Annotated in this window: 20 protein-coding genes and 1 other annotated feature; of the genes, 2 read left to right on the top strand and 18 right to left on the bottom strand. The window is 53.4% G+C overall.

Annotation, left to right across the window (positions count from 1 at the left end):
- Window positions 1–32: 32 nt before the first annotated feature.
- The 6 genes from ACE419_RS06235 to typA all read right to left on the bottom strand — a co-directional run bounded on the left by ACE419_RS06235 (window position 33) and on the right by typA (window position 6,426).
- On the bottom strand, window positions 33–782 hold the full coding sequence (locus tag ACE419_RS06235; RefSeq protein WP_435721373.1) for an esterase family protein: 750 nt from the start codon (window positions 780–782) through the stop codon (window positions 33–35).
- 134 nt (window positions 783–916) lie between these two features.
- Window positions 917–2,239 (bottom strand): M18 family aminopeptidase, encoded by a 1,323-nt coding sequence (locus ACE419_RS06230; protein WP_435721372.1) that lies wholly within the window; start codon window positions 2,237–2,239, stop codon window positions 917–919.
- A 108-nt stretch (window positions 2,240–2,347) separates the two neighbouring features.
- The gene (ttdB, locus tag ACE419_RS06225; protein WP_435721371.1) at window positions 2,348–2,959 is read right to left on the bottom strand and encodes a L(+)-tartrate dehydratase subunit beta; all 612 of its coding nucleotides are present in this window, start codon (window positions 2,957–2,959) and stop codon (window positions 2,348–2,350) included.
- Window positions 2,959–3,858 (bottom strand): L(+)-tartrate dehydratase subunit alpha, encoded by a 900-nt coding sequence (gene ttdA / locus ACE419_RS06220; protein WP_432648394.1) that lies wholly within the window; start codon window positions 3,856–3,858, stop codon window positions 2,959–2,961. The genes ttdB and ttdA overlap by 1 nt, the downstream gene beginning before the upstream one ends.
- A gap of 197 nt (window positions 3,859–4,055) precedes the next feature.
- Window positions 4,056–4,418, bottom strand: coding sequence for a hypothetical protein (locus ACE419_RS06215; protein WP_432648393.1), 363 nt, complete (start codon window positions 4,416–4,418; stop codon window positions 4,056–4,058).
- A 187-nt stretch (window positions 4,419–4,605) separates the two neighbouring features.
- Window positions 4,606–6,426, bottom strand: coding sequence for a translational GTPase TypA (gene typA / locus ACE419_RS06210; RefSeq protein WP_435721422.1), 1,821 nt, complete (start codon window positions 6,424–6,426; stop codon window positions 4,606–4,608).
- Window positions 6,427–6,766: 340 nt separating this feature from the next.
- Here typA and gltS point away from each other — a divergent pair, with 340 nt between their 5' ends.
- Together gltS and ACE419_RS06200 are read left to right on the top strand one after the other, a co-directional pair.
- Entirely contained in the window at window positions 6,767–8,020 is a 1,254-nt protein-coding gene (gltS, locus tag ACE419_RS06205; RefSeq protein ID WP_432647297.1) for a sodium/glutamate symporter, read from the top strand.
- A gap of 120 nt (window positions 8,021–8,140) precedes the next feature.
- Window positions 8,141–8,527, top strand: a complete 387-nt coding sequence (locus ACE419_RS06200; RefSeq protein ID WP_435721370.1) for a hypothetical protein — start codon at window positions 8,141–8,143, stop codon at window positions 8,525–8,527.
- 83 nt (window positions 8,528–8,610) lie between these two features.
- Here ACE419_RS06200 and ACE419_RS06195 read toward each other — a convergent pair whose 3' ends face one another.
- The 12 genes from ACE419_RS06195 to ACE419_RS06140 form a co-directional block, all read right to left on the bottom strand.
- Window positions 8,611–9,021 carry an ACT domain-containing protein gene (locus tag ACE419_RS06195; protein ID WP_432647299.1) on the bottom strand — a complete coding sequence of 137 codons (411 nt, stop codon included), beginning with the start codon at window positions 9,019–9,021 and terminating at the stop codon, window positions 8,611–8,613.
- A 33-nt stretch (window positions 9,022–9,054) separates the two neighbouring features.
- Window positions 9,055–10,089, bottom strand: coding sequence for a 3-deoxy-7-phosphoheptulonate synthase (locus ACE419_RS06190; protein ID WP_432647300.1), 1,035 nt, complete (start codon window positions 10,087–10,089; stop codon window positions 9,055–9,057).
- A 131-nt stretch (window positions 10,090–10,220) separates the two neighbouring features.
- Window positions 10,221–10,604: a C-GCAxxG-C-C family protein gene (locus ACE419_RS06185; protein ID WP_435721369.1), complete on the bottom strand. Its 384-nt coding sequence runs from the start codon at window positions 10,602–10,604 to the stop codon at window positions 10,221–10,223.
- A gap of 220 nt (window positions 10,605–10,824) precedes the next feature.
- Window positions 10,825–11,220, bottom strand: coding sequence for a VOC family protein (locus tag ACE419_RS06180; protein ID WP_432647302.1), 396 nt, complete (start codon window positions 11,218–11,220; stop codon window positions 10,825–10,827).
- A gap of 120 nt (window positions 11,221–11,340) precedes the next feature.
- Complete coding sequence (locus tag ACE419_RS06175; RefSeq protein WP_435721368.1) at window positions 11,341–11,751, bottom strand: UPF0158 family protein; 411 nt, start codon at window positions 11,749–11,751, stop codon at window positions 11,341–11,343.
- A gap of 170 nt (window positions 11,752–11,921) precedes the next feature.
- On the bottom strand, window positions 11,922–12,833 hold the full coding sequence (locus ACE419_RS06170) for a prephenate dehydrogenase (RefSeq protein WP_435721367.1): 912 nt from the start codon (window positions 12,831–12,833) through the stop codon (window positions 11,922–11,924).
- Window positions 12,830–13,843: a 3-deoxy-7-phosphoheptulonate synthase gene (gene aroF / locus ACE419_RS06165; RefSeq protein ID WP_435721366.1), complete on the bottom strand. Its 1,014-nt coding sequence runs from the start codon at window positions 13,841–13,843 to the stop codon at window positions 12,830–12,832. Before aroF ends, ACE419_RS06170 begins: the two co-directional genes overlap by 4 nt.
- A 50-nt stretch (window positions 13,844–13,893) precedes the next feature.
- Window positions 13,894–14,136: a binding site (T-box leader), on the bottom strand.
- A gap of 134 nt (window positions 14,137–14,270) precedes the next feature.
- Window positions 14,271–14,723: an N-acetyltransferase gene (locus ACE419_RS06160; protein WP_432647306.1), complete on the bottom strand. Its 453-nt coding sequence runs from the start codon at window positions 14,721–14,723 to the stop codon at window positions 14,271–14,273.
- A gap of 16 nt (window positions 14,724–14,739) precedes the next feature.
- Complete coding sequence (gene nth, locus ACE419_RS06155; protein WP_435721365.1) at window positions 14,740–15,402, bottom strand: endonuclease III; 663 nt, start codon at window positions 15,400–15,402, stop codon at window positions 14,740–14,742.
- 165 nt (window positions 15,403–15,567) lie between these two features.
- Complete coding sequence (locus ACE419_RS06150; protein ID WP_435721364.1) at window positions 15,568–16,929, bottom strand: PFL family protein; 1,362 nt, start codon at window positions 16,927–16,929, stop codon at window positions 15,568–15,570.
- Between the two features lie 68 nt (window positions 16,930–16,997).
- A complete protein-coding gene (locus ACE419_RS06145; RefSeq protein WP_432647309.1) occupies window positions 16,998–17,267 on the bottom strand; it encodes an ACT domain-containing protein in 270 nt (89 codons plus the stop codon).
- A gap of 259 nt (window positions 17,268–17,526) precedes the next feature.
- Window positions 17,527–18,135, bottom strand: a complete 609-nt coding sequence (locus ACE419_RS06140; RefSeq protein ID WP_435721363.1) for a hypothetical protein — start codon at window positions 18,133–18,135, stop codon at window positions 17,527–17,529.
- Window positions 18,136–18,417: the final 282 nt, after the last annotated feature.

The raw sequence follows: 18,417 nt of genomic DNA, 5'->3' as shown, positions 1-18,417 counted from the left end.
GTCAAAATCAAAATAAAGTCGATGCAGTGCGCTTATCCCTGTTCGCCAAGGACATACGGCAGGAAGTAGCGGATCTGTTTTTTCCACCAGCACCAGTCGTGGTCGACATCGTAGCCCCAGAAGTCGACCCAGGCATGGATGCCTTTGGCATTCATGATGTCGCGCATGATGGCAGTCGTGCGTCGGCCTTCGTCTTCCCAGCGGCCCTGGCCGACGCAGAGCACAATTTTCTTTTCATTATAAATCGGGATATACGGATGGTCAGCCGGCATATTGGCAAGGAAGTCAACCGGTGAGTTCTGATAAAGCGTGCCGTCTTCCCAGCCGTCAAAGAAGAATTTGGCGTCATAAACGCCTGAAAGCGACATCATGCCGCCGAAGAGTTCCGGACGGCGGAAAAAGACGATGGCTGCGTGCAGGCCGCCAAGGCTGCAGCCAACTGCGATTGGCAGACGGCCCGTACCATTTTCCTGACGAATGAACGGCAGGACTTCCTCAATGAGGTAATTATAGTAGTTTTCCTGCTGCCAGGCGCGCCAGCCCTTGTCACCCCAGACATTTGACCACGTCTCTTTGTCGACAGTGTCAACGGCAAACAGTTGGATTTTGCCAGCTTCGATTTCCGGTGCAAGCACATCGATCATGCCAAAGTTCTCGAAGTTGTCGCACATGGAATCCTGGGTCGGCAGAATCAGGAGCGGTGTGCCCGTATGGCCATAAACGCGGATATTCATTTCACGGTGCAGCCTGTCGCTGTACCAGGAGCGGTATTCTTTCTTCATAGAGATCACGTCCTCGGTTTTACTCGAAGTATTTTATAGTTTCTAAGTTTAACAACATTACAGAGAAAAGTCAACAAGAAGCACACTCGTCCATAAACAGCGGACTTTCTTCCTCTAAAGGGCACTCCTTATTATCAACGGCTGAAAAAGGCCTTGAGCAGGGCATCAAGGGCCTGCTGGTCAGCAGCCCCCATCGTCTCGCGCGCCGAATGCATCGCGAGGATGGCCGCGCCGATGTCCATGGCGCGCATCGGCATATTGGCCGTGAGCATAGAGCCGAGCGTCGAACCCCCGCGAATATCGGAACGGTTCAGGAACATCTGGTACGGGATATCATGAGCTTTGCAGAGGGCCTTGGCCACAGCAATGGCCTCTGCGTCACCGGCATACGCCTGGCTGCAGGCCGCTTTGATTGTTACGCCGCCGTTGAGCTTTGGGAAATTCGTAATGTCGTTCTTTTCAGGGGCATTGGGGTGCAGGGCATGGGCAACATCAAGCGAGAACAAAAATCCTTTGGCGAGGTCTGCAAAATACGCATCCTGCCCATAACCTAAGGAACTGTAGACGCGCATGAGGATATTGGGCAGGGCAAAGGAATCGGCGCCCTGCTTCGTCTTGCTGCCGACTTCTTCGTTGTCAAAAAGTGCGATGCACGAGATGCCGTCCGTGCTCGTCCCCTGCAGCAGCCCCTGCAGGCACGCGTAGACCGAAGTCATATTGTCAAGGCGTGAAGCCGAGATGAATTCGTTCTTCGCACCAAAATAACACGGGCCGTCCGTCGGATAGACCGTGAGGTCATATGAAAGAATACGGCTGCGGTCAAGCTGACATTCCTCAGCTAAAAAATCAGGAAAAGCGTCGGCCTGTTTCTTCTCGTCCGTCTCCCCTGTCAGCATCGTGAAAAGCGGCAGCATGTCCTTCTGCGGATTGAGCGTCTCGCCCTCATTGACTTTGCGGTTCATATGGATGGCCAGATGCGGGATGGTCAAAAGCGGTCGGCCGATATCGACAAGGTGCGTTTCCGGCTCGTAGGGATTTTCACCAGACAAGACGACCTTGCCGGCAAGCGATAACGGGCGGTCAAGCCACGAACTCCTTATCATGCCGCCGTATATTTCAACATTGAGCCTGCCATAAGCCTGTGTCCTGGCAAGAGCTGCCGTCTTGACGCGCAGGCATGGAAAATCGGTATGAGCCGTCGCGATGTGCAGATGACGGCGCGGCGACTCGCCAATGCGAAAAGCCACGAGTGTCGAATCAAAGACGCGGACAAAATAGGCCCTGCCGGCCTGCAGGTGCCACGAATCCTCAAGATGCAGTTCGCGAAAGCCCGCCTTATGCAGTTCGTCAGCTCCAGCCGCCACTGCGTGATAAGGTGAAACAGTCTTATCGAGAAAAGAAAATAAATCCAAGCATATCACTCCTCTAAAATAGCTGTCTCCATTATACAACGCCATGCCTGCCTGTACAAAATTTCACATCATGCCTCTTCTATCCACAAACGCAAAAAAGCCATCGCCCGGGACATGCCTGCAGCGATGGCTTTTGCTGTTGTAAGTCAAATTTTATTTGATGAAACCGACCTGCTTGGCGATTTCTTCATAAACCTTGTCCTTGCGCTCGTTGAAGATGACTTTATTTTCTTCAAAGAGGTTGTTGCCGTGCGTGTCAATCGAGACAATCAACGGGCCGAATTCCTTGACCTGACAGGTCCAGAGCGTTTCCGGCATGCCGAGGTCTTTCCAGTTGGCCGAAAGGATTTTCTCCACGCAGGTCGCAGCCACGACAGCACAGCCTGCGGGGAAAACACAGTGCAGCGCCTTATGGTCACGGCAGCCGCGCATCGTGCCTTCCCCCATGCCGCCCTTGCCGACGATTAGGCGTACACCTGTCTTCTCGATAAATTCTTCTTCAAATTTTTCCATGCGCATCGAAGTCGTCGGGCCAACCGTGACCATTTCGTACTGGTCATCGCCAAGCGGACGGATAATCGGACCGGCATGCAGAATGGCACCGTCCTTGATATCGACCGGCAGTTCGCGGCCTTCTTCAATAACGCGGCGATGGGCAACATCGCGGCAGGTCGTGAGCTTGCCCGTCAGGTAAATGACATCCCCAACATGGATATCCTCGAGATCTTCTGCGCTGATTGGCGTCGTGAGTACTTTCTTAGCCATCAGAAATCCACCTCCGAATGCGAATCGATCGTGTAATTGAGTTCTTTGTCAAATACGATGTGACCGCGGCGATGCGACCAGCAGCCGACATTGACGGCAACGCCGATAACCGACGGATGACGTGCACTGTTTTCAATGTTGACACCGAGTACGGAGTTTTTGCCGCGCAGGCCCTGAGGACCAAGGCCGATGGCGTTGATGCCGTCTTCCAACAGCTGTTCCATTTTGGCCGCTTTTGGATTTGGATTATGGGAGCCGATGCGGCGCAGCAGAGCTTTTTTCGACTGCAGGGCGGCGACTTCGACGGACGTGCCGATGCCGACACCGACCAGGAGCGGCGGGCAGGCATTGAGACCGTAGCTCGTCATGACGTCGAGCACGTATTTCGTGACGCCTTCATAGCCTTCGCCCGGCATCAGGACTTTCGCATGGCCCGGCAGCGAGCAGCCGCCGCCAGCCATGTACGTGTAGATTTCACAGTCACTGCTTTCCGGTACGATATCCCAGAAAATGGATGGAATCCCTTTCGCAACATTCTTGCCCGTGTTGTACTCATCGAACGTCTCGACAGCGTTGTGGCGCAGCGGCGCGTCTTTCGTAGCCTGAACGACAGCCTGACGCAGCAGGGCCGGCAGCTCAGCCATGTACGGGAATTCACTGCCGCAGTTGATGAAGAACTGCAGTGCGCCCGTATCCTGACAGCTCGGGCGGTTGAGCTTCATCGCGAGCTCCTGATTGCGTTCCATCGTCTCATAGATGGCCTTAGCGAGGGGCTCTTCTTCCTGCTTTGCGAGCTCTGCAATCTTCTCGCGCACATCATCCGGCAGACGTTTGCCCGTGAAGGCGACGAATTTCGCCATGACATCCGTCATGCGGCTTACGGCTTCTTCCTTGCGCATTGTGATCTCTCCCATCTTATACACTATACACATTTTCCTATACATTTTCAAAATCAATAAGCCGTTGAACAGTTTTTTGTGATTTTCATCACAACCTTTTGCTGTTCTTCTCTTCTTGATTTTTATTATAACCGTTGTCAGACTATAAGTCGAATACCAATATATCTATGTATAATATAGTGTTTTTCTTATACAAATCAGCCCCGCAGCCACTGGAAGAGCAGCCAGGCTGCCACACCGACGCCGACGGCGATGAGCAGGAAAGGCAGGGCCACAAAAAAGAAAAAGCCCAGCACCGCAGCACCGCCGACTATCAGCGCTGCCTTGGTCAGCCAGCTCATGCCATGCTGGGACTGCGATGGAAAGGTATGGATATGGATTCTGCTGCCTGTGCCAAATGGATTCTGCTGCTGATACGACGTCTCTTCTGCCCGTTCTTCTTTGCCACTGTCTGGATTTTCCTCAATCGTCACGCCGCGGTAATTTTCTGTCTCATCCTGCGACATCACGCGGACTCTTGGTTCTTCCTCCCGGCGTTCCTCGCGTTCATTTTCATTCATGCGCTGCACCTCTTTCATTTATCTCATTTCTTTTTATTTCATATCTTTTCTTCCATTATATCGCCGCCGCAGAGGAAACTGCAAGTGATACGGTCACGCCAACGAGTCTGCAGAAAAAAATCCCACCGAAGCCAAAAGCTTCAGCGGGATTTTGAAAGCAGACAAATGAGCCGTCTGCCTGTATTTATTAACCTTTGCGTGCGTTCTTAGCGTTGCGGCCGCGGACCGTGCGGTCGAGGATGGCCTTGCGCAGGCGGATGTGCTCCGGCGTGACTTCGACGAGCTCATCGCTGTTGATGTACTCGATGGCCTGCTCAAGCGAGAGAATGCGCGGCGGCGTCAGGCGGATGGCCTCATCCGAAGAAGACGTACGCATGTTGGAGACGTTCTTCTTCTTGCACGGGTTGATATCGATATCGTTCTCGCGGGAGTTCTCGCCGACGATCATGCCTTCGTAGACCTGCTCGTTCGGTCCGATGAACATCGTGCCGCGGTCCTGCAGCGTGTAGATGCCGTAGCCCGTCGTCTCGCCCTGCTCGAACGCAACGAGGGAACCGCGCGTACGGCCCGGGATATCGCCCTTGTACGGTGCATAGCCATGGAAGACATGGTTCATGATGCCGTTGCCCTTCGTGCTCGTCAAAAGCTCCGAGCGGAAACCGATGAGGCCGCGCGCTGGAATCGTGAACTCGAGGCGCATGTAACCAGCCGTCTCCGTCATGTTCGTGAGCTCGGCCTTGCGCGTGCCGAGGCCTTCCATGACAGCGCCCATGTATTCCTGCGGAACTTCGACCGTCAGGTTCTCGATCGGCTCGCAGAGCTGGCCGTTAATCGTCTTGTAGACAACTTCCGGTTTGCCGACCTGCAGCTCGTAGCCCTCGCGGCGCATCTCCTCGATGAGGATGGAAAGATGCAGCTCGCCGCGGCCCGAAACCTTGAAGACATCCGGCGAATCCGTCTCTTCGACCTTCATGGCGACGTTCGTCTCGACTTCCTTGAACAGGCGGTCGCGCAGGTGACGCGACGTAACAAACTGGCCCTCGCGGCCGGCGAACGGGCTCGTGTTGACGCCAAACGTCATCGACAGAGTCGGCTCGTCGATGCGGATAGCCGGCAGTGCCTCCGGCTGCTCAGCGTCAGCGACCGTGTAGCCGATGGAAACATCGCCGAGGCCCGTCAGCGCGACGATTTCGCCCATCGATGCTTCCGGCACCTCGATGCGCTGCATGCCCTGATAGACGAAGACCTTGCCGATTTTCGCGCGGATTTCCTGATCGCCGTTAATGAGAACGACGTTCTGGTTCGTGCGCGCCGTGCCGCGGCTGATGCGGCCGACAGCGACGCGGCCGACATAGTCGTCTGCCTCAAGCGTCGTGACCATCATCTGCAGCGGGCCCTCCGGGTCGCCGTGCGGAGCCGGGATCTCTTTGACGATTGTCTCCATCAGCGGCTCGAGGTTCGTGCTCTCGTCTTCCATATGATACTTTGCGATACCGTCACGGGCCGTCGCGTAGATGACTGGGAAATCGAGCTGATCATCGTCAGCATCGAGTTCCATGAAGAGCTCGAGGACTTCATCGTAAACATCGTCGACACGCTGGTTTGGCTTATCAATCTTATTAATGACGACGATCGGCTTAAGCTTCTGCTCAAGGGCCTTGCGCAGGACGTACTTCGTCTGCGGCATCGGGCCTTCAAAGGCATCGACGAGCAGCAGGACGCCATCGACCATGTTGAGGACACGCTCAACCTCGCCGCCGAAGTCGGCATGGCCCGGGGTATCGACGATGTTGATCTTGATGCCGTTGTACATGATGGCCGTGTTCTTCGAGAGGATCGTGATACCGCGCTCACGCTCGATATCGCCCGAGTCCATTACACGTTCTGCCACCTGTTCATTCGAACGGAAAACATGGCTCTGCTTCAGCATGGCATCGACGAGCGTCGTCTTGCCGTGGTCGACATGAGCGATGATCGCGATATTTCTGAGCTTGTCATTAGTCGTCATACTCATTACTTGTAATCTGCCTCCTATAAAATAAAAGGGATACGCTCCGTATCCTTCCTTGCAAACTTAAATCATAATCATACTAGAGTCTTATTATACATGCTTTTTTCGGTCAATGCAATAGCTTTCCGCGCAGCTGTACATGAGAAATATACGGCTGCCGGCAAATGCCTCTCCCTGTCTGCAGTATACCAAAAGTATATAGAAAAATCATTTTTACTATAACAAAAGTGTTGTATCTCAAAAGCTTTTCTGTTATGATAGTAAGCGTGTTACAAAATTACACTCGAATGATTGAGAAAGCAACTCATTAAAATACACCAGAAAGGGAAGTTTCACCATGCAAGTCAGTCTCAACATCTACCAGACCCTGGCCGCAGCCGTTGCGGTTTACTATGTCGGCGTGCTTCTGCGCCTGAAGGTGCCGTTTTTGCGCAAGTACTGCATTCCAGCCCCAGTGGTCGGAGGTATTCTCTTCGCGGTCCTCAATGACATCCTCTACACAAACGGCATTTGGTCGTACGAGCAGGATACCATCATGCAGAACGTCTGCATGATGCTGTTCTTCACGAGCATCGGCTACACGGCGAGCATCAGCCTCATCAAAAAGGGCGGCTCGCTCGTCGCCAAAATGGCCGTCCTCACAGCCGTCCTCATTGTCTGCCAGAACATCATCGGCATTGCGCTCGCACAGGTCTTTGACCTGAGCCCGCTGATGGGGCTCGCGACGGGTTCGATTCCGATGGTCGGCGGCCATGGCACGTCGGGCTCGTTCGGACCTGTGCTTGAGAGCGTCGGCCTCGACAATGCAACGACGATTGCCTTTGCTGCTGCGACGTTCGGCCTCGTCTCGGGAAGTCTTTTAGGCGGCCCGATGGGCGAACTTCTCGTGCGCCGCAACCACCTCTTCAGCATCGCCGATGAAGAACGCCTCGACCCCGAAAACTCGCATGATGAAGTCGAAAAGCTCGAGCAGGCCGCCCACGGCGAGCGCAAGGCTATCGATGAAGAAAAGCGTACCGGCCAGAGCATCAACAACTACCGTTTTATGAACGCCCTCGCCCATCTGCTGCTCGCCATGGGCCTCGGCACCGTCGTCAGCCAGTTCTTCAGCAATATCGGCCTGATTTTCCCGGGCTACATCGGCTCCATGCTCGTCGCTGCCATCATCCGCAACGTCGCCGACGGCACGCACGCCTATAAAGTCTATCAGCGCGAAAGCGAAGTTCTCGGCAACCTTGGCCTGACGATCTTCCTCTCGTGTGCGCTCATGAGCCTGAAGCTCTGGCAGCTTTCGGACCTCGCCATTCCCCTGATGGCCATGCTCGCGAGTCAGGTCCTCTTTATCGCGCTTTTCGTCCGCTTCGTGCTGTTCCGCGTCATGGGGCACAACTACGAGGCTGCCGTCATGGCCGCCGGCACCTGCGGCTTCGGCCTCGGCGCTACGCCGAACGCCATTGCGAATATGTCCGTCATGGTCGAGCGCTTCGGCCCCGCCCCGACAGCCTTCTTCGTCATCCCGATCATCGGTGCCCTGATCGTCGACTTCGTCAACTCCTCGATCGTCACCGTGCTCATTAACATCTTCGCCTAAAGCGGACCTCCCCAAAAAAGAAAAAAGCAGCCCTGAAATCTTTTTGTGACCATACTCACAGACAAATTTCAGGGCCGTTTCGTATACTAAGAAAAACAACATAGAAATGAAGGAAAGGATGTGAAATTGTGGATGCTCCGGCATCCCATCATGCTAAAATTCTCTGCTATTCAAAAAAAGTGTTCTCTGGTCCTGCTCTTTGTCAGTCTGGTTGCCCTGCCCTTTATGCATAATAAAGTCGTCGTACCGGCGGACAAGGCAGCACACGAAGCTGCCATTGCCGCATCTTTAGCCGGCAGCCAGTACATCCTGCCGCTTGAGCAGACGAAAAATGGTCCGCCGCGCCGCGTGGCCCCGATGCGCCGCTTCCAGAAACAGCGCCCGCAGAGCATGCCGACACACGGCATCAAAATCGACCGCTCCAGAGAACAAATCATCCGCCGCGAAGACAGGCGTTCTTCGGTGGCCGATGCCTATTGGAATCTCATCCGCGAACAGCCCGTCTGAGCCATTCGCGACAACATAAACCACAACAGCATACAGACAAAAATCCCTGTACCGCTTGGTACAGGGATTTTTTTATGACGGGATTAGAACTCGTTGACGAGCTTGTAGCCCTTGCCGCGCAGGAACGTCTCGGCCTCCGGCTCACGCGTCTTGAAGATGACGACCGGCATGCTGGCCTGACGGTCATAGGAGATGTAGAGGTAGTCGAGGGCGACATTGGCCTCGCGCAGGTCTTCCAGAATCTTGTCGAGGCTGCCCGGCGTATCGCCCATCTCGATGGCGATGACCTTGTCGATATGACACTGGTAGCCGGCCTTCTTGAGCTCACTGACCGCGAGTTCCGGGTCCGTCAGCACGAGGCGGATGATGCCGAATTCTGCGCTATCGCTGGCGAGCATCGAGTAAATGTTGATATTGACATTGGCGAGTACCGACGTCAGTTTGTGCAGGGCACCTTTGGTATTCTCCGTGAATACAGAAACCTGATTGAGCATAGATAAAATTCCCCTTTATATATATGATAGAACTTAAAGCATTTCTGCGAGGTCAAAAATGAGCTGCTGCGTCTTCGGCCAGCCAAGGCACGGGTCTGTGATGGACTTGCCGTACGTGCCTTCCGAGATTTTCTGATTGCCATCCTCGATGTAGCTCTCAATCATGAGGCCCTTGACGAGCGAGCGGATATCGTCCGAAACCTTGCAGCTGTTGACAACGTCTTTGGCAATGCGAATCTGCTCAAGATACTTCTTGCCCGAATTCGCATGGTTCGTATCGACGATGACGGCCGGGTTCGAAAGATTGCGCTTGTGGTAGAGTTCGTAGAGCGAGCGCAGATTCTCGTAATGATAGTTCGGCAGGCTCTTGCCGAAGCTGTCAACGTAGCCGCGCAGGATGGCATGGGCGAGCGGATTGCCTTTCGTGCGGACTTCCCAGCCGCGGAACAGGAACTCCTGTGAGTGCTGGGCAGCTTCAATCGAATTGAGCATGACGGAGATATCGCCCGAAGTCGGATTCTTCATGCCGACCGGAATGCCGACACCGCTGGCAATCATGCGGTGGAACTGGTCCTCGACGGAACGCGCACCGACAGCTGCGTAAGATAAGAGGTCCGACAAATAGCGGTAAATTTCAGGGTACAGGATTTCCTCAGCGCACGTAAAGCCCGTCTCACGCACGACGCGCGCGTTCATCTCGCGAATCGCGATGATGCCGCCGAGCATATCCTCCTTGCCCTCAGGGTCCGGCTGATGCAGCATGCCCTTGTAGCCAATGCCAATCGTGCGCGGCTTGCTCGTGTAGACGCGCGGCACGATGAAGATTTTATCCTTGACCTGTTCCTGTACCGGCATGAGGCGGTGCATATAGTCGAGCACGGCCTCCTCATTGTCAGCCGAGCACGGGCCGATGATTAAAAGGAAACGGTTGTCCTTGCCCGTCAGGATATCGGCGATTTCTTTATCGCGCTGTGCCTTGATTTTTTTGACGCGTTCATCAATCGGGAACTGCTCCATGAGCTCCTGTGGCGAAGGCAGTTTCCGGATGAATTCCATTTGCATTTCCATTCGATTTTCTCCTCTCGATAATCTGATGGCTTCCATTATATCATAGTTTTTTGATTATCTATAGCGTTTTGTAACATATTTTTCGTTTCCAGAGGAAATATATGACAAATGTACCTGCGAAACGCACAATATCACGAAAAATCGTCCTGCTGTGCGCGATTTGCCAGTACCTGATCAAGCTCCTGTACGGCAATGCGCACACAGTCGTCGCAGGAACAGAGCATTTTGCCCGTGCCGACGCCCTTCAAATCTTTGCAGCGCGTCGCACCGGCCTCTTTTTCGAAGCGATGCAGCACGCGGTTCATAAGCATCTTCGAAGGCTCTTTGCCCTCTTTATTGAGCAGGCCAAGCACCATGGCTGCTCCTGTCAAAGCGCCGCAGGTCGCCTCCATGCCGCCCATGCCGAGGCCAAAGGCATCGCCCAGGGCCATGAGCTCTTCCTGCGTCTTGCCGAGTTCCTTCTGATACGCCATGAGTACGGCCTGTGCACAGTTCATCGATCTTTTGTATGCCAAAGCTTTTTTTACTCTTTCACTTGTCTGTTCCATAAAACACCTCAAGCCCTTCAATATAATTATAATTTGCGATAATTTGCCGCCCTGATGTATACCGCTGAATCTTTGTCTTTATATTCGCTTTCCAACAGGCTTTTCCCTGCAAAAAAGAATCCTCATCAGCATATTTAACCTGCCGATGAGGATTCTTTTGCCTGCAGACAAAATCACGCCGCGGTCTTCAGCACTCCTTGAAGAGCTCGATGGTCTCGCCGCACGGACCGATGGCAAAGGCAATGCGGACTGGGAAGTCCTGCTCAGCTGGGATGGTCATGGACGTCGGCTCCACCGTAATCTTGTAGCCGGCATCGCGGATGGTCTTGACGCAGGCATCCGTATCATCCGTTGCCAGAGCGAAATGGCGGACCGAGCCTTCCTCGTGGTTTTCGCCGCCCTTAGCAAAAATCTCGATGAGGCCGGCACCAGTATCGAACATGATGCCGGCTTCGTCGCCCTCACCCCATGAACGCTTCACGGGCAGACCGAGGACTTCTTTATAGAAGTGAATGGCTTCCTGGAATTCTGCCTGGCAGGAGCATTTGAGTGCAGCATGATGCAATCCTTTGATCAGTGACATAACAAAGACCTCCTAAAAATCCTGAAAAATCCTGGCACATTGACAAAATGCCTCGACAGACTCCCCATCGCTCAAAACGTACCTGCAGTGGGGATATTTTATTTTTATGCTCTATGCTTCTTATTCTTCGTAAGCGACGGCGTTTTCTTCGCACCAGTCGCGCGCAACATCGCGCAGATACGTCAGCTTGAAGGCTTCCCAAGCCGGCTTCAGCAGAAGATGACGGACCTGATGGTGAAAGCGCGAAGCAGCGCCCCGCCCCTGCAGGGCCTCCAGGAGACGCGCCTTGAAATCGTCTCTCTGGTTCTCCGCAAAGGCCTTCATCATCGCGTGTTCATCCTCGTCCATGACATTGGGCAGCGGGATATAATGTTCCCAGTCATCTTCGAGGTCAAAAGCATGATGGAGCGTATCCTCCTCGGCCATATCCTCATCGAGCAGGATGACTTTTCCTTTTCTGAGGTCCACATAGCCCTGACGCACGTCCGACTGGGCAAAAGCTGCGGCCAGTTCATTTAAATCGACTTTCATGTTTTATGTTCCCCTCGTTCTTCGTTTCTTGTTCTTTCCTTCTATTATACTATGTGCAGCAAGAACTGTCAGCAAAAGAAAACACCCATTCCGCAAAGAATTGCCATTCCGCAGACTGGGTGTTTCCATCTATAGGGAATTGTGAGAGAAAAAGCTCGCTGACTGAAGAATCAGTTCGGGTCGAATTTCTTGCTGGCATCGAGCAGCAGTTTGTCACGCAGCTGTTTGGAAGCGGCAAAATAATCGTGCACCGTCTGGCGGTCGTGATGCTCAATCGCCACGATGACTTCGCCAAGAAGGTCCTGCAGCTGACGTAAATCATTTGTAATGGCCTCGCCATTTGTCATGCAGATATCGGCCCACATATCGGCATTCGACGAGGCGATGCGCGTTGTATCGCGGAAGCCGCCGCCAATGAGCTTGATGCAGGACTCGCGGTCATCGCCCGAACGGTTCAGCAGCGTGACAAGGGCTGCCGCCGTGACGTGCGGCACATGGCTGATGACCGAGGCGCAGCGGTCGTGCTTGCGGATATCAAGGGTCGTGAAGTTTGCCCCTGTGTACTTGAGGACACTCATGAGTTTTTTATGAGCCTCCGGCGGTGCGCCGGTATCCTCGACAATGACATAGGCCTTGCCGACAAAAAGGTCCTTCATGGCGGCATCGACGCCGCTCTTCTCGCGGCCCGTCATCGGATGGCCCGCGATGTAGTAAATATCCTTCGGCAGGATTTTCTGCAGATGCTGCCAGATATAGCCCTTTGTGCTGCCCGCATCGGTGAGGATACAGCCCTTCTTGAGGTATGGCAGAATTTTTTCCACCATCGGCACAATCTGCAGCACTGGCGGACTCAAAAAGACGATGTCCGCGCCGCCGACAACTTTTTCGATATCGGCAGAGGCATAGTCGACGGCACCGAGGGCCACGGCGCGGTCCATGGATTTCTGCGTGCGGCAGAGGCCTGTAATGTAGATATCATCACCGAGTTTGTCCTTGAGGCAGAGTCCCAGAGAACCGCCGATCAGGCCGACGCCGATGATGGCCAGTTTCATTTTATTCGTATCGTTGCTCATATTGCTCATAACGTACGCCCCATAACCTCGCAGATTTTGCCGAGCTCCCCCATCAGGATATTGAAATTTTTCGGCGTGAGGCTCTGGTCGCCGTCAGAAAGCGCGACTTCCGGATGCGGATGAACCTCGATAATGAGGCCGTCGCAGCCGGCGGCGACGGCGGCACGGGCCATCGGACGGACCATTTCCCAGCGGCCCGTGCCGTGGCTCGGGTCGACGATGATCGGCAGATGCGAAAGTTCCTTGATGGCAGCGACAGCACTGAGGTCGAGCGTGTTGCGCGTAAACGTCTCATACGTGCGGATGCCGCGCTCACAGAAAATGACCTGCTCATTGCCGCCCGCCATGATGTATTCGGCAGCATTGAGCCATTCGCTGATGGTCGCCGCGAGGCCGCGCTTGAGCATGACTGGTTTCTTTGCCTTGCCAAGAGCCTTTAAAAGCTGGAAGTTCTGCATATTGCGCGCACCGACCTGATAGACATCCGCGTATTTGCCAACGAGCTCGATATCGTCCTTGTCGACAATTTCCGTGACGACCTTGAGGCCCTCCTCATCGGCTACCTGACGCAGCATCTTGAGTCCTTCTTCTGCGAGTCCCTGAAAATCGTATGGACTCGTGCGCGGCTTGAACGCACCGCCGCGCAAGAATTTGGCACCGCCGGCCTTGACCGCCTTTGCAGCCTCACGCAGCTGGTCGATGCTCTCAACGGAGCAGGGCCCTGCCATGACGACGACTTCTTTGCCGCCGATCTTGACGCCGTCGACGTCGACAATCGTGTCTTCTGGATGGAAATGGCGGCTGACGAGTTTATATTTTTCCGTGATGCGCACCGTCTTTTCCACGCCCTCGAGCATGCTAACCTCAAGATTCGCGATTTTCTTGCGGTCGCCGATGACGCCGATAATCGTGCAGTCCTCGCCGGTCGACAGATGGGCCTTGAGTCCGACTTGATGCAGGCGTTCTTCGACTTTCTCGATATTCTCTTTCGTGGCATCCGGTTTCATGACAATGATCATAATGGCTTTCCTCCTAACAATCCCCGAAGAATAGAAAAAGCCCGCCCCTCTACAGGGACGAGCTGATATACCCGTGGTACCACCCTGCTTGCTGACGCAAGCCTCTCACTTCGGATACAACCATATCCTAGCCTCTGATAACGGTGGCGTTCCGGCAAAGCCTACTCTCTTACGTTCTGATTTCAGCCCGCTGCTCATGAGTGTATTTCATTCGTTCTCCCTGCAGCGTTTCACCGGCCCGCCGCTCTCTAAAAAGGAGAATCCGAATTACTTCTCTCAGTCTTCGCGTTTTTCATCATACTGCAGATACACTTCGTATCTGCCTGATGTATGTTACTATAGCAGAACCATTACATAATGTCAATGCTTTTTCGATTATTTTATAAAAAACTGTACAGTTGTATCGATTATCTGCCTTACTGTACACTCAGACGCGAACCATGGCAATCTCATCACAGTTCGGGAACTTCGGGCAGTCGATGCATTCCTTCCATACTTTATGCGGCAGTTCTTCTTTTGTGATGGTCTGAAAGCCGAGTTTTTGGAAGAAGCCGGGCTTGTACGTCAGCGTGAAATACTTCTCAACACCGAGAGCATCGCCTTCTTCAATTAAACGATGCACGATTTCCGCACCGATGCCACGGCGCGTCATTTCAGGCGACACGGCCATCGTGCGCACCTCTGCGAGCCGGTCCCAGATGATGTGCAGGCCGCCGACACCGACGACTTTGCCGTTTTCATCGACGGCGACAATCATATCGCGCAGTGTCTCATAAAGAGTATTGCGCGAACGCGCCAGCATGATGCCGTCCGTTGCGTAGTCGTTAACGAGGTGATAGATTTCTTCAATATCGGCAAATGTTGCTTTTCTGTACTGCATCTCTTTCGCTCTCCTCTTATTTTGTTTTGGCAGACGGACTGCCGGCCAAAGGCTCCGCACTCGGACAGACAGGCTGCAGCGGGCAGATGTCGCAGGCAGGCTTTCTCGCCTTGCAGATCTTGCGGCCGTGCCAGATGAGCCAGTGATGCGCATCGGACCACTTTTCCTTGGGGATATTCTTCATGAGCCCCTGCTCCACGGCAAGAGGCGTCGAGCCTTCGGCCAGTTTCAGGCGGTTGGCAATGCGGAAGACATGGGTATCGACGGCAATGGCCGGATGATGAAAGGCCACGCTCATGACGACATTGGCCGTCTTGCGGCCGACGCCCGGCAGCTTCTGCAGCTCTTCAAAGTCATCGGGCACCTGACCGCCGTAATTTTCGCAGAGCATCTGACAGGCTGCGATGATATTCTTGGCCTTGTTGCGGAAGAGGCCGCAGTCGCGGATTTCATTCTCGAGTGCCGGCAGTCCCATCGCGACGATGTCCTCTGGCGATTTGACTTTGGCGAACAGGCGCTTCGTCGTGACATTGACGCGCTTATCTGTGCACTGTGCCGATAAAATGACGGCAATCAGCAGCTCAAAGGGGTTATGAAAGATAAGCTCTGGCTTTGCCCCGCGGTACGTCTCTTCAAGAATAGCCAGCTGCTCCTCCCTGATTTTCTTTGTTACACGCATAGAATCGACTTCCTCTATTAAAATGTATAAAATGTAAAAATATCCGCGCCAGAACGCGGAAACAGTAAAAGGAAGGGCCCAATCCATGAATTGAGCCCTTTCCCGAGTTTCACGATTTATTCCATTATAACAGATTCCGGCAGACTGGCAAGGGTCCGCAAAGCATCAGTTCGTCAGGCTGCGGATTGGTGCCGGAATGCGGCCGCCACGCGCGATGAACGCAGCAGAGCTGTACTTGTTGCGCACCGGCACGATTGGGCAGTAGCCGAGCAGGCCGCCAAATTCGACCATGTCGCCGACTTTTTTGCCCGGCACCGGAATGACGCGTACCGCCGTCGTCTTGTTGTTGATCATGCCGATCGCGGCTTCGTCGGCGATGATGCCCGAAATCGTCGCTGCCGACGTATCACCCTCAATGGCAATCATGTCAAGACCGACCGAGCAGACGCAGGTCATGGCCTCGAGTTTCTCAATCGAGAGACTGCCCTGCGAAACTGCATTGATCATGCCCTCATCCTCGCTGACCGGAATGAAAGCACCCGAAAGGCCGCCGACATGCGATGAAGCCATGAGACCGCCCTTCTTGACCGCATCATTTAAGAGAGCCAGTGCTGCCGTCGTGCCCGGAGCACCGCAGCCCTCAATGCCCATTTCCTCGATGATGCGCGCCACGCTATCGCCGACGGCCGGAGTCGGTGCCAGTGAAAGGTCGATGATGCCAAACGGCACGCCGAGGCGCTTCGAAGCTTCGCGGGCTACGAGCTGACCGACACGCGTGATCTTGAAGGCCGTACGCTTAATCGTCTCCGCGACTTCCGTGAAGTCCGCACCTTTGAGGTCTTCAAGGGCATGTTTGACAACGCCCGGGCCCGAGACGCCGACGCTGACAACCTTGTCGGCCTCGCTGACGCCGTGGAAAGCTCCAGCCATAAACGGATTGTCGCCAGGTGCATTGCAGAAAATGACGAGTTTCGCGCAGCCAAGAGCCTGCTGGTCGCGCGTGAGTTCCGCCGTGCGTTTGACGACTTCGCCCATCTCACGCACGCAGTCCATGTTGATGCCGGCTTTCGTCGAACCGAGATTGACGGACGAGCAGACGAGGTCCGTCGTCGCCAGCGCCTGAGGAATCGAATTGATGAGCACGCGGTCGCCATGCGTGAAGCCCTTCTCGACGAGAGCCGAAAAACCGCCGATGAAGTTGATGCCGACTTCTTTAGCAGCACGGTCCATGGCCTCTGCAACCGGCACATACGAATCCGTCTTGCAGGCATCAGCCGCAATGGCAATCGGCGTCACCGAAACGCGCTTATGGATGATGGGGATGCCGTACTCGGCCTCAATATCCTCACCCGTCTTGACGAGGAATTCGGCCGACTTCGTGATTTTATCGTAAACGTTCTGGCAGAATTTGTCGATATTCGGATGGGCGCAGTCGCGCAGCGAAATGCCCATCGTGATGGTGCGGACATCGAGCTTGTTCTCCGTAATCATACGGTTTGTTTCTAAAATATCATCTATCGTTATCACAGAGCTTGTTTCCTCCCAATAGTCATAAAAGTCCTAAAGCAAAAGCATTCGCAAAGTCAGAATCAGCCTTAGACATTGTGCGTGACATTAAAGATATCCGCATGCTGAGCCTTGATGTCAACGTTGATTTCTTTACCTCTTTCCTTCAGCGTCTTCTGCAGGTCAACAAGGCTTATTTTGCTCCCGCTGGTCTCAGCAATCAGGACCATGTTGAAGAAACCATCCATGATGTTCTGATTGATGTTGAGGATGTTGACATTGTTCTCGGCAAGGATCTGGCTGACCATGGCAATGATGCCCACACGGTCTTTGCCAACGACAGTTACTACCAGTTTCATTTAGACATTCTCCTTTTATGATACATAATAATGGCAAACGTTTGCGGCAGATGGAACAATGTCCCCACACAAACTATTTCTTCCATTATAACAAGGCTTCTGCAAAAAACCAATAGTCTCCGGCAATATTTATGCCATTCCGGCCCATAAATCCATTAGATTTTCATAAAAAGCAAGCTGAAAAAGAAAAATCATCGGCAAAAGAAGTACATTCACTCCTTTCGCCGATGATTTTTTATCCGGTCCTTATCGAATTCTATCAGGCCGTCTGCTTCTTCTGCAGGATATAATTCACGCCGTTTGAGGAAAAGACTTCATAGCCGGTCTTTTCGAGCATGCCGGCGACAAATTGGCTGCGCAGGGCGTCGTAAACGGCCGGACTGCCCTCGACCTCCGTCCAGTAGCGGCTGTGCACATCAGCCATCTTATCCCAGCGGAACGTATCGGCCGACTGGTCGCGCATCATATTGACGCCGTCACACGGCATGCCGTCGACAAGATGCGTCATCATATACTGGAAGACCTCACCTGCCTCAAGGCCTTCACCTGCTGCCTGTTTCGTGCCTTCTTCATAAGCAAGGCGCTCGAGGACTTCCTGACGCTCCGGATGACCAAAGAGCAGCTCCGTTACGAGTGCTGCCAAACGATGCTCAACATCCTCGATGCTGGCAGAAAGCCAGCCATGGATATTGGCAAGGTCGATGATGTTTTCAAGCGGCTGCGTTTCGCGGTGTACATAACCTTCAACAGCTGCTTCCGTCTGCCAGCCTTCAGCCACGGCTTTATCGGCGATGGCTGCAATCAGCTGTTCCTGCAGCTGATTCTTGCCGTATACCATAAAATGAATTGGTGCTAAAAAAGCGCTCATTATAATACCTCCGTCTCTGCGATCTTTGCAGTCTCTTTTGGGCTCATCGATTTGTTCATTGTACTTTGTTCATTGTACTAAGGTTCGCATCTACTCTCTCTATTTTATGTATTTTGCCCTTTCGATGCCGTGATATTTGTTACGCCCTCTGCAGAATGCAGAACGTCTTTACAGTTTTACAGTCTTTGCTTGACTCTGTTAGAAAGTTTCTTTATAATAAATATATATTTTTATTATAGATTGCAATAAATCATACCTATCTTATTCTTAAACAAAGTGAGG

Source organism: Mitsuokella apri (assembly GCF_047974105.1).
In the GTDB taxonomy this organism is placed as follows: Bacteria; Bacillota; Negativicutes; order Selenomonadales; family Selenomonadaceae; genus Mitsuokella.
Note: the sequence above shows the minus strand (reverse complement) of the source record. Positions and strands in the feature narration are given on the sequence as shown.

Bases quoted from the DNA above. Each gene is read 5' to 3' on its own strand.
- ACE419_RS06235 (WP_435721373.1), bottom strand. From the start codon at position 782: ATGAAGAAAGAATACCGCTCCTGGTACAGCGACAGGCTGCACCGTGAA.
- ACE419_RS06230 (WP_435721372.1), bottom strand. From the start codon at position 2,239: ATGGCGTTGTATAATGGAGACAGCTATTTTAGAGGAGTGATATGCTTG.
- ttdB (WP_435721371.1), bottom strand. From the start codon at position 2,959: ATGGCTAAGAAAGTACTCACGACGCCAATCAGCGCAGAAGATCTCGAG.
- ttdA (WP_432648394.1), bottom strand. From the start codon at position 3,858: ATGCGCAAGGAAGAAGCCGTAAGCCGCATGACGGATGTCATGGCGAAA.
- ACE419_RS06215 (WP_432648393.1), bottom strand. From the start codon at position 4,418: ATGAATGAAAATGAACGCGAGGAACGCCGGGAGGAAGAACCAAGAGTC.
- typA (WP_435721422.1), bottom strand. From the start codon at position 6,426: ATGACGACTAATGACAAGCTCAGAAATATCGCGATCATCGCTCATGTC.
- gltS (WP_432647297.1), top strand. From the start codon at position 6,767: ATGCAAGTCAGTCTCAACATCTACCAGACCCTGGCCGCAGCCGTTGCG.
- ACE419_RS06195 (WP_432647299.1), bottom strand. From the start codon at position 9,021: ATGCTCAATCAGGTTTCTGTATTCACGGAGAATACCAAAGGTGCCCTG.
- ACE419_RS06190 (WP_432647300.1), bottom strand. From the start codon at position 10,089: ATGGAAATGCAAATGGAATTCATCCGGAAACTGCCTTCGCCACAGGAG.
- ACE419_RS06180 (WP_432647302.1), bottom strand. From the start codon at position 11,220: ATGTCACTGATCAAAGGATTGCATCATGCTGCACTCAAATGCTCCTGC.
- ACE419_RS06175 (WP_435721368.1), bottom strand. From the start codon at position 11,751: ATGAAAGTCGATTTAAATGAACTGGCCGCAGCTTTTGCCCAGTCGGAC.
- ACE419_RS06170 (WP_435721367.1), bottom strand. From the start codon at position 12,833: ATGAGCAATATGAGCAACGATACGAATAAAATGAAACTGGCCATCATC.
- aroF (WP_435721366.1), bottom strand. From the start codon at position 13,843: ATGATCATTGTCATGAAACCGGATGCCACGAAAGAGAATATCGAGAAA.
- ACE419_RS06160 (WP_432647306.1), bottom strand. From the start codon at position 14,723: ATGCAGTACAGAAAAGCAACATTTGCCGATATTGAAGAAATCTATCAC.
- nth (WP_435721365.1), bottom strand. From the start codon at position 15,402: ATGCGTGTAACAAAGAAAATCAGGGAGGAGCAGCTGGCTATTCTTGAA.
- ACE419_RS06145 (WP_432647309.1), bottom strand. From the start codon at position 17,267: ATGAAACTGGTAGTAACTGTCGTTGGCAAAGACCGTGTGGGCATCATT.
- ACE419_RS06140 (WP_435721363.1), bottom strand. From the start codon at position 18,135: ATGAGCGCTTTTTTAGCACCAATTCATTTTATGGTATACGGCAAGAAT.